The organism is Aeromicrobium sp., assembly GCF_025965075.1.
Lineage (GTDB): Bacteria > Actinomycetota > Actinomycetes > Propionibacteriales > Nocardioidaceae > Aeromicrobium.
Genome location: NZ_JAOPXQ010000181.1, coordinates 1 through 15,491, shown reverse-complemented (window position 1 = coordinate 15,491; position 15,491 = coordinate 1). Strand labels below are relative to the sequence as shown.

The window sequence follows — 15,491 nt, the reverse complement described above, 5'->3', positions numbered from 1 at the left end:
CACGAAGAGCCTGCTGCACGACCTCGGGGGTCGGGTCGACCGGGGTGCCGATCGAGAGGTCCACCACCCCGTCGGGGTGCGAGCATGCCCGCTCGCCGTACACGGTGAGGTGGTCCCAGGGAAAGTCCGGCAGGGACGCGGAGACCGAACGCGCCGCCCACCGCGGTGCGGTGGCCGGCGCGCTCTCAGTCATGAGCGGGGCCGTTCGTCAGGCCTCGTTCTGCGGGTAGGACAGCGCCGCGACGAGCGGGTGGTCCTTGCCGAGGATCGCGCCGTGCGGGTTGGCCGGGGAGTTGACGTAGATCAGGGCGGGCCGGCGCGGGCCGATCGCGATCGTCGAGTCGGCCGCGAGGACCTGGCAGCCGGCGTAGCGGGCTCCCACCTCGTACGTCGGATAGGCCAGCTCCGGGAGGACGACGAGGTCGTCGGGGCCGAGGCCCAGCTGCATAGGGAGGTTGGCGATGAGCTCCTTGGAGCCCACCGTCGGCAGGACCTGGGCGGGGCCGAGGCCCGTGACGCCGAAGCGTCGCTCGATCCAGTCGACGGCGGCCTGGCGCAGCGACTCCGGGCCGAAGACCGTCGGGTAGCCCGGGGCGTCCGCCGCCGCGACCAGCGCCTCACGCGCGACGTCGGGGGTCGGGTCGACCGGGGTGCCGATCGACAGGTCGACGATCCCGCCGGGATGCTCGGCGGCCCGCGACTTGGCCGCCGCGATGGTGTCCCAGGGGAAGTCGGGGAAGCGGTCCGACACGCGTGCCATCGCGGGCGACTACTCCTGGTTCTGCGGGGGCAGTGCAGCGATCATGGGGTGATCCTTGTCGATCTCCCCGAGCTTCGCGGCGCCACCGGGCGAGCCCAGGTCGTCGAAGAAGTCGACGTTGGCCGCGTAGTAGTCCTTCCACTCCGGCGGGGTGTCGTCCTCGTAGAAGATCGCCTCGACGGGGCAGACCGGCTCACACGCACCGCAGTCGACGCACTCGTCGGGATGGATGTAGAGCATGCGCTTGCCCTCGTAGATGCAGTCCACGGGACATTCGTCCACACACGCGCGGTCCTTGAGGTCCACACACGGCTGGGCGATCACGTACGTCACGAGCGTTTCTCCTTCGAGGGACTGAGACCAGTATCCCCACCACCGGGACTGCACCGCAGGTGAGGTGCACCTAAAGCGCATGGAAGTCTTGAGTCATGACTCTAGACGCTCACACCGTCGGCCGGCGCATCGTCGTCAGGCATGAGATCGGCGGGGTCGGGCCCTCGGGCGGACCGGCGATGAGCGATGTCATCGGCCGGCTGCTGTCCGTGGACACGGAGTCGGCCACGCTCGAGACCCGGGACGGTCGCACGCAGGTCGTCCCGCTGGCCCGGATCGTCACCTGGAAGGCCGTCCCCGACCGGCCCCTGCGGCGGCGGCGGGCGCGCGACGTCGACGCCGAGGAGCTGACCCGGATCACGTCGCGGGGCTGGCCGGCGATCGAGTCCGTCCCGCTCGGCGAGTGGGAGCTGCGGGCCGCGGGCCGGTTCACCGGGCGGGCCAACTCGGTCGCCGTCACGGGCTCCCCCGGTGTCCCGCTCGAGAAGGCGCTCGCCCGGGTCCGGGAGTTCTACGCCGAGCGGTCGATGCCGGCCCTCGCGCAGGTCGTCGTGGGCTCGGAGCACGACCGCGCCTTCGCCCGCGCCGGCTGGGTGCCGATGACCGGCTACCGCGGCGGCGCGATCGTGCAGGTCGCGGATCTCGATCCCGCCTACGACGCCGATCCGACGGCGCTGGTCGCCCCCACCGCGGACGACGAGTGGCTGTCCCACTACGGCCGGGTCGACGATCCCGCGCACGCCCGTGCCGTGATGGAGGGTCCCACCACGGTCGGCTTCGTGGCGATCGGCACGCCGGTCGAGGCGATCGGCCGGGTCGTGGTGACCGGGGAGTGGGCCGGGCTGTCGGCGGTCGAGGTCGTCCCGTCCGTCCGGCGGCAGGGACTGGCCCGCCGTGTCGTCGAGACCTCCCTGGCCTGGGCCGTCGGGCGCGGGGCCGACAAGGCGTACCTGCAGACCATGCGCTCCAACGAGGCGGCGCTGGCGTTGTACGAGCCGTACGGGTTCGTCGACCACCACGACTACCGGTACCTCCAACCGGCGGACCCGACCGCCGAGCACTGCTAGCGTCAGGTCGTGAGTCGCCCCCGCCTGCCATCTCGTCCGCTCGCCGTCCTGGCCCTGGCGGTCTGCCTCGTCGGTGGCGTCTCGTCCGCCCCCGTGGCCGCCACCACCCCAGTCGTGTCGACCCCTCCCGTCAGTCCCGCCGAGGCCGAGGAGGCCCTGACGACCGCGCAGGACGTGCTCGACGGCGACGCGGCCACGCCCGGCCGCGACGCGACCCTCGCCCTGCGTGACCTCAGCCTGGCGCTCCCGGTGCTGAAGGGCAGCGACCGCCGGGCCGCGAAGGCCCTGCTGGCACGGCCCGCCGCGACCGAGAAGGCCTGCACCGCGGCGCTGTGCGTGCACTACGACCCCGCAACCGTGGCGCCCGGCTATCCCGACCTGGTGCTCGGCACGATGCAGGACGTCCGCGACGACTACCTGGCCGGCGGCTACCGGGCGCCCAAGTCCGACGGCACGGTGGGCGGCGACGGCCGGCTCGACGTGTATCTCGAGGACACCGGCGCCGACCGTGAGTACGGCTACTGCGTCCCCACCGGCGAGCAGCCGACCTCGGGCTACGACATGGCCGCCTACTGCGTGCTCGACGACGACTTCAGCTCCCGCCAGTTCCCGGAGAACACGCCGCTGGAGAACCTGCAGGTCACGGCGGCGCACGAGTACTTCCACGCGGTCCAGTTCAGCTACGACGTCGGTGAGGACCGGTGGCTGCTCGAGGCGACCGCGACGTGGGCCGAGGACGAGCTCTACCCGGACGTCGACGACAACCGGCAATACCTCGCGCGCGGGCCCCTGGGTCGACCGAGCGTGTCGCTCGACACGTTCGAGACCGACGGCGTCTACCAGTACGGCGCGTGGATCTTCTTCCGCTACCTCAGCGAGAAGGTCGCGCCCGCCGCCCAGGGCACGCTGCCGACGATAGTCCGCGAGATCTGGGAGCGGGCCGATGGTCGCGCCGGCGCCACCGACGACCACTCGATGCTGGCGGTGTCGAACGTCCTCGCGGCTCACGGCACCAGCCTCCGCGCGACGTACGCCCGGTTCGCCGACGCCAACCGGCGACCCGGGACGACGTACGGCGAGGGGACGGCCCTGCGCTATCCCGTGGCCAACCCCGCCCGGACGATCGCCCTGAAGACCGCCAAGCGCTCCTCCGGGCGCATCACCCGCACGGTCGACCACCTGGCGAGCTCGACGGTCCGGTTCACCCCCGCGAGCAACATGACGAGCTCGCGCTGGCGGCTGAAGATCAAGGTCGACCTCGACTCGAGGTCCCGCGCCGCGGCGCTGGTCAGCGTGACGACCCGGTCGGGCCGCGTGACGACCACGACGGTCGCACTGGACGCCAAGGCCCAGGGCGCGGTCAGCGTCCCGTTCGACGTCGACAAGGTCAGCCGGGTCGAGCTGACGACGACCAACGCCAGCTCCCGCTACACGTGCTGGAACAGCACGACGTTCTCCTGCCAGGGCAAGCCGAAGGACGACAACGTGGCGTACGTGATGTCGGGCGTGGCCTACAAGCGCTGACCGGATTCACAGGATCCGCACAGCGCCGGGAGGTTGCACGGCCAGCCCGGGTTCGTACCGTGAAGTCATGAGCCACCACGACGACGCCCACGAGCACGACCTCGGCCTGTCGAACGACCTGCCTCGGCTGCTCGGCCGGAGGCGTGCGCTCGGCCTCATGAGCGGCGCCGGCCTCGTCGCGGCGCTGGCTGCCTGCGGGGCGAGCGACTCCTCCGGGCCCACGGCGACGACCCCGTCCGCCCGCCCGGACCGCGACGGCGGGCCGACCACCGCAACCGCCGACGGGGAGATCCCCGAGGAGACCGCCGGGCCCTTCCCCGGCGACGGCAGCAACGGCGCCAACGTGCTGACCGAGACCGGCATCGTCCGCAGCGACATCACGACGAGCATCGGGACCGCCAGCGCCGTCGCGGCCGGCATCCCCACGACCGTCGAGCTGACCGTCATCGACATGAACGGTGACGACATCGCGCCGTACGAGGGGGCCGCGGTCTACCTGTGGCACTGCGACCGGCAGGGCCGCTACTCGATGTATGACCAGGCCATCGCGGACGAGAACTACCTCCGGGGCGTCCAGGCCGCCGACGGCGACGGCAAGGTCACGTTCACGACGATCTTCCCGGCGGCGTACGACGGCCGGTGGCCGCACATGCACGTCGAGATCTACCGGGACACCACGTCCGCCGTGGCCGGGTCGAACAAGCTGCGCACGACCCAGCTGGCGATCCCCGAGGACGCGGCGAAGGCCGTCTACGCGACGTCGGGCTACGAGGCGAGCGTCGCCAACCTGGCCCGGACGTCCCTGGACACCGACATGGTCTTCAGCGACGGCTACTCGCTCCAGCTGGCCAAGGTCAGCGGATCGGTCGAGGACGGCTACACCTTGAAGCTCAACGTCGCCGTCTGACCACGCGGCAGCGTCAGTCGTCCTTGGGGTCCTTGTCGCAGATGACCTTGTCGGCGGCCTGGTAGGTCGCGGTGTCGGTCTCGGACCTGGCCTTCTTGCCGCCGCGGAAGAACGTCCGGTAGATGTCGATGTCGAAGCCGGCCACGGGGGCCTGCGCGACGCAGCGGTCGGTGGAGTCGTACTGCGTGCCGGGCTTGCGGTCGTTGCGCCGGGCGGACTTGCCGGCATCGATCCGGTCCCACACCTTGGTGCTCCACAGCTCGACGTGCATCTCACCGGCCGACGACGGGGTGCTCCGCTTGACGTACGAGCGCACCAGCACGCCGTACTTGGTGGGATTCTTCCACCGCAGGTCGAGGCTGCCGAAGTAGACCGTCGCCTCGCGACCCACCGGGTAGCGGTTGATGTAGAACGCGTGGGGGTGGTGCTCGGTGTCGTCCATGCCACCGAAGAACCCCGCGTTGTACATCGTCGTGGCGACCTGGGACACGCCGCCGCCGAGCTCCTCGCGGAACACGCCGCCGTTGATCACGGTGCCGGTGACGAAGCCGTTGGCCTCGGTGCGCTCACCGACGACCGAGTTGAAGCTGAACGTCTCGCCGGGCTTGATGATCGTCCCGTTGATCAGGTCGGCGGCCCGCCCCTGGTTGGTGTTGCGGTACTCGGCGTAGGGGAACTCGGTCGTGAACCCGCTGATCTTCTCGGTGATCCTCAGCGCCCTGGCGTCCTTGGTCGTGAAGCCCGGCTCCACGACCTTGGCCTCGACCGCGACGGCCCGCTTCGGGCCCTTCTCGGTCAACGCGGGGATGAGCTTCTTCGCCATCTCGCGGGGCTGCAGGCCGACACCCTTCTTGCCCGGGACGACGACCGGCTTGCCGTTCGTGATCCGCACCGTGGCGTCGACGGCCTTCCGGCCGATGCCGGTCGTGGAGTCGATCAGCGGCTCGGCGAGCTTCTTGGCGTCCAGGTGCGGGACGAGGCGGCCCGACTCGACCCGGATCACGAGCGCGGCGGCGTAGGCGGTGACCGGGAGCGAGATCCTCTTGTCCCCGACCTCGAGCCTGATCGGACCACTGACGGCGGGTCGCGCGACGGTCCTCATCGCCTCGGCCAGGCCCTCGGAGTCGACGACGGGCTCGACCGGGACGGTCGGGACCCGGATCGGCTGGTCGTCCACGAGGTACGCCTGTTGGATCGCGTCGGCGGTCGCCGACCGCGACACGACAAGGCCCGGCTCGGGCTCCCGCGCGACGGGCCTGGTCTTGCGGAAGGTGATCTGCGCCTCCACGACATCCCGGTTGACCGACTCGCCGATCGTGCCGATCGCGCTCTGCAGCTTGGCGTCGTCGACGTCGAGGGCGGGATCGTGGTCGTGCTCGCCGACGAACAGCCCGATCATGTCGCGCGGGTCCCAGCTGCGCCCGCCACCGGCCTGCTCGACCGAGCGGTCGACGTCGAGGGCCAGACCGACGCTCTGGGGAGAGACCCGGAACTCCTTCTTGCCGCGGACCAGCACGATCTCGCGGTCCTCGCGGGGTGACAGCGCAGCATCCACGGCCTGTCGCGCCTCGGCGGGTGACTTCCCGCCGACGTCGACGCCGCCGATCGTGGCCTGGGCCGGCATCCGGGTGCCGGTCAGGACGTGACCGGCGAGATAGAGCGCCCCGAGCACGAGCAGCAGCCCCAGCAGCACGAGCCGGCCCCGGTGTCGGGGGGAGTCCTCGACGGGGGGCGGCCCGGCGGGGGGCTCCTCGCCGTACGCCTCGTCGTCGGTCCGGCCCGCGAACACGCCGGCCAGGAACGAGTCCTCCGGCACCTCCGCCACGGGCTCGGGCGGCTCATCGCCCTCGACCGGGGTCTCCTCCTCGAGGTCCAGCTCATCGTCCTCGACGACGACACCGGCCTCGGTCAGCGCCTCGTCCTCACCGGCCGGCTCGTCGTCAGGACGCGGCTCGTCGCCCGGACGCCCCCGCACGTCGCTCACGCCTGCTCCCCCTCGTAGACCGTCTCCTCGGTCTCCGAGCGGCGGACGATCGTGCCGTAGTGCGAGCGGTAGTAGAGCAGGGGGTCGTCGAGGTCGTCCCGGACCCCGGCGCCGACCACCGAGCCGATCAGGATCGTGTGGTCGCCGCCGTCCACGACCGTCTCGGTCGTGCACTCGAGCCAGGCCAGGGAGCTGTCGAGCAGCACGACCCCGGACTCGCCGCGGCGGTGCGGGTGGTCGTCGAACTGGGTCTCGAGCGGCCGGCCCCGGTGGGCGAACCAGGCCGAGGCCGAGAGTCCCTCCTCGGCGAGGATCGACACGCCCCAGATCCCGCTCTCGAGCACCGCGTCGTGGAACCGGTTGACCTTGTGCGAGCACACCAGCACGAGCGGGGGGTCGAGCGAGACAGCGGTGAACGCGCTGGCGGTCATCGCGTGGTCGACACCGTCGAGGACCGTCGTCACGACCGTCACCCCACTCGCGAAACGGCTGAGAGCGCCGCGAAAAGCGGCCTGGTCAACCGTCACCGTCATGCCCCCAGCCTAGGAGGCCGGAGGACCGTGACCACGATGGCCCCCAGGCATCCCGCGGTGAAAGTCCAGCCCACCCAGTCCGAGGCGACGAGGTAGCTCCCGCCCGGTGAGTACTGCAGACCCATCAGGACCGCACCCCAGCCGAGGGCGAACCAGGCGGCCCCGACCCGCTGCGTCTGCTCGGCCGCGCGCGCCACGAGGAACGTCGCGCCGATCACCAGCACGAGCCCCCACGGCCAGGCGGTCCCACCGGCGAACCAGACGTGACGGTGCACGAACGCGCCCAGCACGCAGACGTACGCGCCGAGGAGCAGCAGGGCAGCACGCTTCATGGAGTCGGGACCCGGCCTCAGAGTCCCGCGAACAGGTCTTCCTCGAACCCGCTGTCCCCCACCGGCCCGCGCGCACCCTTGACCAGGCGGTAGAACTCGCTGCCCCACACGACGGCGGACACGTCCATGCCGCCGGCGAAGAACTGCCCGTCCTCGGTGATCTGGGTCCGGTGCGCCTTCATCGCGGCCATCTTGGCCTGGACGTGGTCGGGCGCCTCGATCACGGCGTCGAGGAAGTCGTCCTCGATCGCGAACGGCGGGAGGTTGTCGGGGTCCATGCCCTCGAACGTCGTGGTGTCGCCGGCGTCGCGCAGCGCCTTGAGCCCGTCACGGAACCGCGACGCCGACATCGCGACCCAGTAGATCTTGGCGACGTCCCACGCCTCGCCGAGGTCGGGCCGGTAGGACCGGGCCGCGGCCAGGTCGGCGGCGTAGTGCGCGACCCGGTGTGCCTGCACGTGGTCGGGGTGGCCGTAGTTGCCGAACTGGTCGTACGTCACCAGGACCTGCGGTCGCACCTCGCGGATGATCTCGATGAGCTGCGTCGCCGCCTCGGTCAGATCGGCGTGCCAGAAGGCGTTGTCGTGGATCTCGTCGGCGGCGGTGGCGTGGCCGTTGTCGTCCCACTTCATGCCGGAGTCGCGGTAGCGCCCCGCTCCCCCGAGCAGGCGGTGGTCCGTCACGCCGAGCTCGGCCATGGCCTGCGTGAGCTCAGCCGCGCGGTGGGGGCCGAGGCCGTCCTCCTGGTCGGCCGCCAGGTGCGCGAGCTCGGGGACGAGGACCTCCCCCATCTCGCCGAGCGTGCACGTCACGAGGGTCACCTGGGCGCCCTCGGCGACGTAGCGGGCCATCGTCACCCCGTTGTTGATCGACTCGTCGTCGGGGTGGGCGTGCACCAGCATGATCCGGCGGTCGGGAGTCGTCATGCGCCCAAGGCTACTGGCCGCCACCCCGGGTGGTTTGATCGATGGCATGACCGTGTCCTACCCCCGTCTGGCCGCCCGCACGCTGCGCTTCACGCTCGGCATCCCCCGCAACATCACGGTCTCCCCCGACGGGGCGACCGTCCGCTTCATCCGCACCCCCGACGGTGTCACCCGGACCGGTCAGCTGTGGGAGCACGACGTCGCCACCGGCACCGAGTCGGTCCTGGTCGACCCCGTCGCGCTGCTCGGCGAGAACGGCGAGCAGCTGTCGGCGGAGGAGCGTTCCCGCCGTGAGCGCAGCCGCGAGTCGGCGGCCGGCCTGGTCGCCTACGACGTCGACGAGACCGGCCGGTGGGCCTGCTTCGCGCTGTCGGGCCAGCTCTGGGCGGTGCACCTCGGCGCCAAGGCCGTGACGGCGCTGCCCAGCACGGGCGCGGTCATCGACCCGCACCTCGACCCCACCGGCCGGGTCATCGCGTATGCCTCGGGCGGCGCGCTGCGAGTCATCGGCGTCGACGGCTCGGGCGACCGGGCCCTGGCCGAGCCCGAGACCCCGACCCAGGTGTGGGGCCAGGCCGAGTTCATCGCGGCCGAGGAGATGGAACGGTTCCGCGGCTTCTGGTGGGCCCCGGACGGCCGCTCCCTGCTGGTCGAGCGGCACGACGACGCCCCGGTGCAGACGTGGCACATCGCCGATCCCGAGCACCCCGAGCGCGAGCCCGTCGCCCAGCGCTATCCCGCTGCCGGGACCCCCAACGCCGAGGTCACCCTGTGGCACGTCGACCTGGAGGGCCGGCGCACCGAGATCATGTGGGACCGCGAGGCTCTCGAGTACCTCGGGCGGGTCAGCTGGACCCCGCACGGTGCTCCCCTCCTGCAGGTGCTGAGCCGCGACCAGCGGTCCTCCCAGGTCCTCACGGTCGACGTGGCGTCGGGCCGCACCGAGGTCGTGCGCGACCTGCACGACGACGACTGGGTCGAGCTGTCGGCGGCGCCCCGCTTCGCCCCCGGCGGCCGGCTCGTCACGGTCGAGGACAGCGTCGGCTGGCGCCGGGTCACCGTCGACGGCACCGCGATCTCGCCCGACGGCTGGCAGGTCCGCGGCATCGTCGACACGTTCGAGGACTGCGTCGTCGCGACGGCGTCGCAGGAGCCGACCGAGATCCAGGTCGTACGCCTCGGTTTCGACGGCTCCGTCACGCCGATCACGGAGGGCCAGGCGGTCCACGGCGCCGTGACCGGCGGGCCCACGACGGTCATCGTCCGGTCGGGGTTCGAGGTCGTCGGCACGACCGTCGTGGTCCACCGCGAGGATGCCGATCCCGTCCCGATCCGCGTCCTGGCCGAGCCGGCGCCGCACGAGCCGGTCGTGACCCTGATCGAGGCCGGCGAGCGCCGGATGCGCACCGCGGTGCTGTTCCCCCGCGACCACCGGCCCGGCTCGGAGCGGCTGCCGGTGCTGATGGACCCCTACGGCGGCCCCCACGCCCAGCGGGTCCTCGCCTCCGCGCGGGCGTTCCTGGAGGCCCAGTGGCTCGCCGACCAGGGCTTCTGCGTCGTCATAGCCGACGGGCGGGGCACGCCGGGACGCGGCCACGCGTGGGAGCGCGAGGTCCGCGACGAGCTCGCGACCGTGACGCTCGACGACCAGGTCGACGCCCTCGCGGCCGTCGCGGCGGCGTACCCCGACGACGTGGACACGAGCCGGGTCGGCATCACCGGCTGGTCCTACGGCGGCTACCTGTCGGCGCTGGCGGTGCTGATGCGTCCCGACGTGTTCCACGCGGCGGTCGCGGGCGCCCCCGTGACGGAGTGGCGGCTCTACGACACGTGCTACACCGAGCGCTACCTCGGCGACCCCAACACCCAGCCCGAGGTCTACGACCGCAACTCCCTGATCCCGTTGGCACCGCGGCTCGAGCGGCCGCTCATGATCATCCACGGACTGGCGGACGACAACGTCGTCGCGGCCCACACCCTGCGGCTGTCGTCGGCCCTGCTGGCGGCGGGCCGGCCGCACACCGTGCTGCCGCTGTCCGGGGTCACGCACATGACCCCGCAGGAGGTCGTGGCGGAGAACCTCAAGCTCCTGCAGGTCGACTTCCTCAAGACCTCGCTGGGCGTCTGACCCGGGTCAGCCCTTGAGGCGCCTGGGCGCGTCGGGCAGGTCGAGCGGGGCGGGGACAGCGCGGTCGTCGCCCGGCAGCCAGCCGCCGTAGACGTCGACCATCTCCACGACCCGGTCGTCGAAGGGAGTCACGAGCAGAAGCCACGCGCGGTCGTCCGAGTCGTCCTCGCCGGCGAAGCCCTCGCGCCGCAGCGTCGTGGCGTAGCCCTCGGCCTGGAGCGCGCCGATCAGCTCGGCCGCATCCTCGTCGGAGTCGAAATGGATCAGTGCCATGTCCAGATCGTATGATGGCGTCCCCATCCCCGAGGACGAGGTCACCGGTCCGTTGAAGCTCTGAGGTCAGCCCCCGCGCGCACCAGTCGATGACGACGCGCGCACGACAGCACCCGACCTCATGGAGCGCGCATGCGTACCTCTCTCACGATCCACGACCTGCACTTCGCCTGGCCCGACGGCACCGTCGTGTTCGACGGCCTCGACCTGGTCGCCGGCCCCGGCCGCCACGGGCTCGTCGGCCTCAACGGCAGCGGCAAGTCGACCCTGCTCCGGCTCGTCACCGGTGACCTGGCCCCGCAGGCCGGGACGGTCTCGACCGACGGCACCCTCGCTCGTCTGCGCCAGGACCCGGGCGCCGACCCGGACCGGACCGTCGCCGAGGTCCTCGGCATCGCCCGGACCCTCGCGGCGATCAAGCGGGTGGAGGCCGGTGACGCCCGTCCGGACGACCTCGACCTGATCGGCGACGACTGGGACGTCGCCGAGCGGTCCGCCGCCGAGCTGGGCCGGCTCGGGCTGGGGCACCTCGACCTCGACCGCCCCGTGGGCACCGCGTCGGGAGGCGAGCTCGTCCTGCTGTCGCTCACTGCCCTCCTGCTGGCGAGGCCCGGGGTGCTGCTGCTCGACGAGCCCACCAACAACCTCGACCGGGACGCCCGGGACCGCCTCGTCGAGGTGATCGCGGCGTGGCGCGGCACGCTGCTGGTCGTCAGCCACGACCGCGACCTGCTGGAGACGATGGACGACATCGGCGAGCTGCGGGCCCCACGGCTCGGAGGCGCCTCGACGATCCGCTGGTACGGCGGGGGCTGCTCCGCCCACGAGGCCGCGGTCCGGGTCGAGCAGGAGGCCGCCGAGCGGGCCGTGCGAACCGCCGAGTCGGACGTCCGCGCCCAGCGCCGCGGGCTCGAGGCCACCCGGGCGAGGGCCGCCCAGTCGGCCCGGCAGGGACGGGCGAGCCGGGACGGGATGCCCAAGATCCTCGCGGGCCGCCGCCAGCGCGCCGCCCAGGAGTCGGCAGGGCGGGTGACGGGCGTCCACCAGGATCGGCTCGCCGCCGCCGGCGAGCAGCTCGACGCGGCCGAGTCCCGCCTGCGCGACGACCGCGAGATCCGGGTCGGCCTGCCCGCGACGGCCGTCCCACCGAGCCGGACCGTGCTCCGTCTCGAGGGCGTCCGTACGCCGTACGGGCCGGACGTCGTCGACCTGGAGGTCCGCGGGCCCGAGCGCATCGGCGTGGTGGGGCGCAACGGCGCCGGCAAGACCTCCCTGCTGCTGACGCTGACCGGGGAGCTGGCGCCCGTCGCCGGCTCGGTCGAGGTCATGGTGCCGTCGCGCCTGCTGCCCCAGCGGATGGACGTCCTCGACCCGGGACTGACGATCGCCGAGAACGTCGCCGTCATCGCCCCCGACGCGACCGAGACGGAGCGCCGCGCGCAGCTCGCCCGCTTCCTCTTCCGGGGGCGGTCCGCCGACCAGACCGCGACGACCCTCTCGGGCGGCGAGCGGCTGCGGGCGACCCTTGCCTGCCTCCTGCTGTCCGAGCCGGCCCCACAGCTGCTCCTGCTCGACGAGCCCACCAACAACCTCGACGCGGCGAGCGTCCGGCACCTGGTGGAGGCCCTGCGGGCGTACGAGGGGGCCCTGCTGGTGGTCAGCCACGACCAGCGCTTCCTCGACCAGCTCGAGCTGACCCGGACCATCACGCTCGGCGAGCAGGACTGAGGCGCACACTGGTCGGGTGACCGGGACCAACTGGGCAGGCAACCTGACGTACGCGGCGACCACGCTCCACGAGCCGAGCACCGTCGACGAGCTGGTCGACATCGTCCGGGGCGCGCCGCACCTGCGGGCCCTCGGCTCGCGGCACTCGTTCAACCACATCGCCGACACCGATGCCGCCCAGGTGTCGGTGGCCCGGCTCCCGGTCGTCGTCGATGTCGACGCCTCCGCGCGGGAGGTCACGGTGTCGGCCGGTCTGCGCTACGGCGAGCTGGTGGAGCAGCTGGACCGTGAGGGCTGGGCGCTGCCCAACCTCGCCTCCCTGCCCCACATCTCGGTCGGCGGCGCGATCTCGACGGGCACCCACGGCTCGGGCGACTGCAACGGCAGCCTCGCGAGCGCGGTGGCTGCGCTCCGGTTCGTGACCGCCGACGGGGAGCTGCGCCACGCCCGACGCGGGGACGACGACTTCGACGGGATGGTCGTCGGCCTCGGCGTCCTCGGCATCCTCACCGCGGTCACGCTCGACATCGTCCCGACGTTCGAGGTGCGGCAGGACCTGTTCGAGCACCTCCCCTGGTCCGACGTCGTCGAGCACTTCGACGCCATCACCTCGAGCGCCTACAGCGTCAGCATGTTCACCGACTGGAGCGACGGCGGACCGCATCAGGTCTGGACCAAGTCGCGGGCGGACGTCGCTCCCGTGACCCAGCTGTTCGGAGCGCGTCTCGCGACCGCGGAGCTGCATCCGCTGCCGGGCGTCGATGCCGGCGCGACGACGCGCCAGCTCGGGCTCGCCGGCCCGTGGTGGGACCGCCTCCCGCACTTCCGGCTCGAGTACACCCCGAGCGACGGCAACGAGCTGCAGACCGAGTACCTCGTGCCGCGTGACGTCGCGCTCGAGGCGATCGGTGCCGTCCGGGGCCTCCGCGAGCAGCTCGCGCCGATCCTGCTGGTCTCGGAGATCCGCACGATCGCGCGCGACGACCTGTGGCTGAGCCCCAGCCACTCCGTCGACTGCGTCGCCCTCCACTTCACCTGGCGGCTCGACGTGCCCGCGGTCGAGGCGTTCCTGCCGTCGCTCGACGACGCCCTCGCCCCGTTCGCCGCCCGGCCGCACTGGGGGAAGGTCTTCACGACGACGCCCGAACGGCTGCTCGCGGCCTACCCGCGTCTGCCGCAGCTCCGGGCCCTCGCCGAGCGGCTCGACCCGGCCGGGACGTTCCGCAACGAGCTGACCGACACGTGGCTGGCGCGCCTGAGCCCGGTGAGCGGCGCGGCTACGTCGCGACGAGCGATCCCCGGCGTGACAGCAGGTAGCCCCAGGCCCCGGCGAGCACGAACATGAAGACCGAGTAGACGGCCGCCGGCACCGAGATCTCCGTGACCTCCAGGACCTCGACCGCGACGTAGATCGCCAGCGTCCCGTTGTGCACGCCGATCTCCATCGAGGACGCGATGGCCTGGGACTCGGTGATGCCCAACGCCTTGGGGACGACGTAGCCCACGACCAGGCTGATGACGCAGAACAGCGCCGTCGCGAGCCCCACGTCGGCGATGTAGTCGCCGATCTTGTCGCTCTGGTCGACCATGATGCCGATCACGAGGACCGCGAGGATGACCGCCGAGCCGATCCGCACCGGCTTGTCCATCCGGGCGGCGAAGGCCTCACGCCGCGACCGCACCAGCATGCCCAGCAGGACCGGCACCAGGACGACCGCGAACACCTCGACGACCTTGCCGAGCTGCAGGGACACCGAGTCCTCGCGGTCGTAATAGGCGATCGCGAGGTTGGTGATGATCGGCAGCGAGAAGATCGCGATGACCGAGTTGATCGCGGTCAGGGTGACGTTGAGGGCCACGTCGCCGTGGAACAGATGGCTGAACAGGTTGGCGCTGGTCCCGCCCGGGGAGGCGGCGAGCAGCAGCATGCCGATGCCCAGCAGCGGCGGCAGGTCGAGGACGATCACCAGCCCGAGGCACACCAGCGGGAGCAGCAAGAGCTGGCACGCCAGCGCGATCACGACCGCTCGGGGGTGCCGGCGCACCCGGCGGAAGTCGTCGACGGTCAGCGACAGCCCGAGGCCGAACATGATGATCCCCAGCGCGAGGGGAAGGGCGATCGTGGTCGCAGCCGAGTCCATGCCGTGATGGTAGAGGTGACCTGGGTCACGGTCGTCGCCTTGAGATGCGGGCGCGGCATTTCTCGGCCGGCCGGGCCCTCGGACCGGACCCACACTGGAAGGGTGACCACGTTCCGCCCACTCCCCGCAGCCCTCGAGGGGGCGCGGATCATGCGCCAGGACTGGAACGACATCACGTTCGTGCACTGGGCCGTCGACCCCGGGCTCGTGGCGCCGCTGCTGCCGCCGCTCACCAGGCCCGATGTCCTGGACGGAGTGACGTACGTCGGGCTGATCCCGTTCGACATGCGGCGGGCCGGATTCGGCCGGGGGCCGGCGGTCCCGTTCCTCGGCGGCTTCGCCGAGACCAACGTGCGGCTCTACTCCGTCGACGCCGAGGGCAACCACGGCGTCGTGTTCCGGTCGCTCGAGACCTCCCGGCTGCTCGTCGCGCTGGGTGCACGCATCGCGTTCGCGACGCCCTACACGTGGGCGCGCATGCGGATCACCCGTGACGCCGACCGCATCACGTACTCGACCCGCCGCCGCTGGCCCGGTCCGCACGGTGCCGGCGGCACGATGCGGGTCCGGGTCGGCGGACCGATCGTCGCGCCCACCGCGGCCGAGGAGTTCGTCACGGCACGCTTCGGGCTGCACACGCGGTGGCTCGGCCGGACCCTGTGGATCCCCAACCACCACGAGCCGTGGCCACTGCGCCGGGCGACCGTCGAGCGGCTCGACGACGACCTGGTCGCCGCCGCCGGCCTGCCCGGGGTCGCGGGCCTCGAGCCCGACTCGACGCTGCACTCGACCGGCGTCCGAACGGCGTTCGGCCGTCCGCGGCTGGTCCGCTAGCCCCGGACGAGCTCGAAGTCG

General features: G+C 72.2%; 15 protein-coding genes and 1 pseudogene. 7 read left to right on the top strand and 9 right to left on the bottom strand.

Annotated elements, in window-relative coordinates:
* The 3 genes and pseudogenes from JWQ91_RS11080 to fdxA all read right to left on the bottom strand — a co-directional run.
* A pseudogene (locus JWQ91_RS11080) lies at window positions 1-193 on the bottom strand (hypothetical protein); the annotation flags it as partial.
* A 15-nt stretch (window positions 194-208) separates the two neighbouring features.
* The gene (locus JWQ91_RS11075) at window positions 209-760 is read right to left on the bottom strand and encodes an aminotransferase class I/II-fold pyridoxal phosphate-dependent enzyme (RefSeq protein WP_297783693.1); all 552 of its coding nucleotides are present in this window, start codon (window positions 758-760) and stop codon (window positions 209-211) included.
* 9 nt (window positions 761-769) lie between these two features.
* The gene (fdxA, locus tag JWQ91_RS11070; RefSeq protein ID WP_297783690.1) at window positions 770-1,093 is read right to left on the bottom strand and encodes a ferredoxin; all 324 of its coding nucleotides are present in this window, start codon (window positions 1,091-1,093) and stop codon (window positions 770-772) included.
* Window positions 1,094-1,188: 95 nt separating this feature from the next.
* Here fdxA and JWQ91_RS11065 point away from each other — a divergent pair, with 95 nt between their 5' ends.
* The 3 genes from JWQ91_RS11065 to JWQ91_RS11055 all read left to right on the top strand — a co-directional run bounded on the left by JWQ91_RS11065 (window position 1,189) and on the right by JWQ91_RS11055 (window position 4,591).
* Complete coding sequence (locus JWQ91_RS11065; RefSeq protein ID WP_297783687.1) at window positions 1,189-2,160, top strand: GNAT family N-acetyltransferase; 972 nt, start codon at window positions 1,189-1,191, stop codon at window positions 2,158-2,160.
* Window positions 2,161-2,169: 9 nt separating this feature from the next.
* A complete protein-coding gene (locus JWQ91_RS11060) occupies window positions 2,170-3,684 on the top strand; it encodes an MXAN_6640 family putative metalloprotease (RefSeq protein ID WP_297783685.1) in 1,515 nt (504 codons plus the stop codon).
* Between the two features lie 67 nt (window positions 3,685-3,751).
* The gene (locus tag JWQ91_RS11055) at window positions 3,752-4,591 is read left to right on the top strand and encodes a 3,4-dioxygenase subunit beta (RefSeq protein ID WP_297783683.1); all 840 of its coding nucleotides are present in this window, start codon (window positions 3,752-3,754) and stop codon (window positions 4,589-4,591) included.
* A gap of 13 nt (window positions 4,592-4,604) precedes the next feature.
* Here the strand turns inward: JWQ91_RS11055 and JWQ91_RS11050 are convergent, their stop codons facing one another.
* From JWQ91_RS11050 to mshB, 4 genes are read right to left on the bottom strand one after another with little or no spacing between them, the layout of a single operon-like run.
* Window positions 4,605-6,575 (bottom strand): VanW family protein, encoded by a 1,971-nt coding sequence (locus JWQ91_RS11050; RefSeq protein WP_297783680.1) that lies wholly within the window; start codon window positions 6,573-6,575, stop codon window positions 4,605-4,607.
* Window positions 6,572-7,108 (bottom strand): flavin reductase family protein, encoded by a 537-nt coding sequence (locus JWQ91_RS11045; protein ID WP_297783676.1) that lies wholly within the window; start codon window positions 7,106-7,108, stop codon window positions 6,572-6,574. Before JWQ91_RS11045 ends, JWQ91_RS11050 begins: the two co-directional genes overlap by 4 nt.
* Window positions 7,105-7,440, bottom strand: a complete 336-nt coding sequence (locus JWQ91_RS11040) for a hypothetical protein (RefSeq protein ID WP_297783673.1) — start codon at window positions 7,438-7,440, stop codon at window positions 7,105-7,107. The genes JWQ91_RS11045 and JWQ91_RS11040 overlap by 4 nt, the downstream gene beginning before the upstream one ends.
* A gap of 17 nt (window positions 7,441-7,457) precedes the next feature.
* Complete coding sequence (gene mshB / locus JWQ91_RS11035) at window positions 7,458-8,366, bottom strand: N-acetyl-1-D-myo-inositol-2-amino-2-deoxy-alpha-D-glucopyranoside deacetylase (RefSeq protein ID WP_297783670.1); 909 nt, start codon at window positions 8,364-8,366, stop codon at window positions 7,458-7,460.
* A 46-nt stretch (window positions 8,367-8,412) separates the two neighbouring features.
* Between mshB and JWQ91_RS11030 the strand changes: the two genes are divergently transcribed.
* Window positions 8,413-10,494 carry a prolyl oligopeptidase family serine peptidase gene (locus tag JWQ91_RS11030; RefSeq protein WP_297783669.1) on the top strand — a complete coding sequence of 694 codons (2,082 nt, stop codon included), beginning with the start codon at window positions 8,413-8,415 and terminating at the stop codon, window positions 10,492-10,494.
* Window positions 10,495-10,500: 6 nt separating this feature from the next.
* Here the strand turns inward: JWQ91_RS11030 and JWQ91_RS11025 are convergent, their stop codons facing one another.
* Window positions 10,501-10,767, bottom strand: a complete 267-nt coding sequence (locus JWQ91_RS11025; protein ID WP_297783667.1) for a hypothetical protein — start codon at window positions 10,765-10,767, stop codon at window positions 10,501-10,503.
* A 132-nt stretch (window positions 10,768-10,899) separates the two neighbouring features.
* Between JWQ91_RS11025 and JWQ91_RS11020 the strand changes: the two genes are divergently transcribed.
* The gene (locus JWQ91_RS11020) at window positions 10,900-12,495 is read left to right on the top strand and encodes an ATP-binding cassette domain-containing protein (RefSeq protein WP_297783665.1); all 1,596 of its coding nucleotides are present in this window, start codon (window positions 10,900-10,902) and stop codon (window positions 12,493-12,495) included.
* Window positions 12,496-12,511: 16 nt separating this feature from the next.
* A complete protein-coding gene (locus JWQ91_RS11015) occupies window positions 12,512-13,840 on the top strand; it encodes an FAD-binding protein (RefSeq protein ID WP_297783662.1) in 1,329 nt (442 codons plus the stop codon).
* Here the strand turns inward: JWQ91_RS11015 and JWQ91_RS11010 are convergent.
* The gene (locus tag JWQ91_RS11010; protein WP_297783659.1) at window positions 13,773-14,636 is read right to left on the bottom strand and encodes a bile acid:sodium symporter family protein; all 864 of its coding nucleotides are present in this window, start codon (window positions 14,634-14,636) and stop codon (window positions 13,773-13,775) included. The two genes, JWQ91_RS11015 and JWQ91_RS11010, sit on opposite strands and share 68 nt — an antisense overlap.
* 102 nt (window positions 14,637-14,738) lie before the next feature.
* Between JWQ91_RS11010 and JWQ91_RS11005 the strand changes: the two genes are divergently transcribed.
* Window positions 14,739-15,470, top strand: a complete 732-nt coding sequence (locus JWQ91_RS11005; protein WP_297783657.1) for a DUF2071 domain-containing protein — start codon at window positions 14,739-14,741, stop codon at window positions 15,468-15,470.
* Window positions 15,471-15,491 lie beyond the last annotated feature (21 nt).

Excerpts from the sequence above, each read along its gene's own strand:
- JWQ91_RS11020 (WP_297783665.1), top strand. The coding sequence starts at position 10,900 with ATGCGTACCTCTCTCACGATCCACGACCTGCACTTCGCCTGGCCCGAC.
- JWQ91_RS11065 (WP_297783687.1), top strand. The coding sequence starts at position 1,189 with ATGACTCTAGACGCTCACACCGTCGGCCGGCGCATCGTCGTCAGGCAT.
- mshB (WP_297783670.1), bottom strand. The coding sequence starts at position 8,366 with ATGACGACTCCCGACCGCCGGATCATGCTGGTGCACGCCCACCCCGAC.
- JWQ91_RS11040 (WP_297783673.1), bottom strand. The coding sequence starts at position 7,440 with ATGAAGCGTGCTGCCCTGCTGCTCCTCGGCGCGTACGTCTGCGTGCTG.
- JWQ91_RS11025 (WP_297783667.1), bottom strand. The coding sequence starts at position 10,767 with ATGGCACTGATCCATTTCGACTCCGACGAGGATGCGGCCGAGCTGATC.
- JWQ91_RS11030 (WP_297783669.1), top strand. The coding sequence starts at position 8,413 with ATGACCGTGTCCTACCCCCGTCTGGCCGCCCGCACGCTGCGCTTCACG.
- JWQ91_RS11045 (WP_297783676.1), bottom strand. The coding sequence starts at position 7,108 with ATGACGGTGACGGTTGACCAGGCCGCTTTTCGCGGCGCTCTCAGCCGT.
- JWQ91_RS11055 (WP_297783683.1), top strand. The coding sequence starts at position 3,752 with ATGAGCCACCACGACGACGCCCACGAGCACGACCTCGGCCTGTCGAAC.
- JWQ91_RS11010 (WP_297783659.1), bottom strand. The coding sequence starts at position 14,636 with ATGGACTCGGCTGCGACCACGATCGCCCTTCCCCTCGCGCTGGGGATC.
- JWQ91_RS11075 (WP_297783693.1), bottom strand. The coding sequence starts at position 760 with ATGGCACGCGTGTCGGACCGCTTCCCCGACTTCCCCTGGGACACCATC.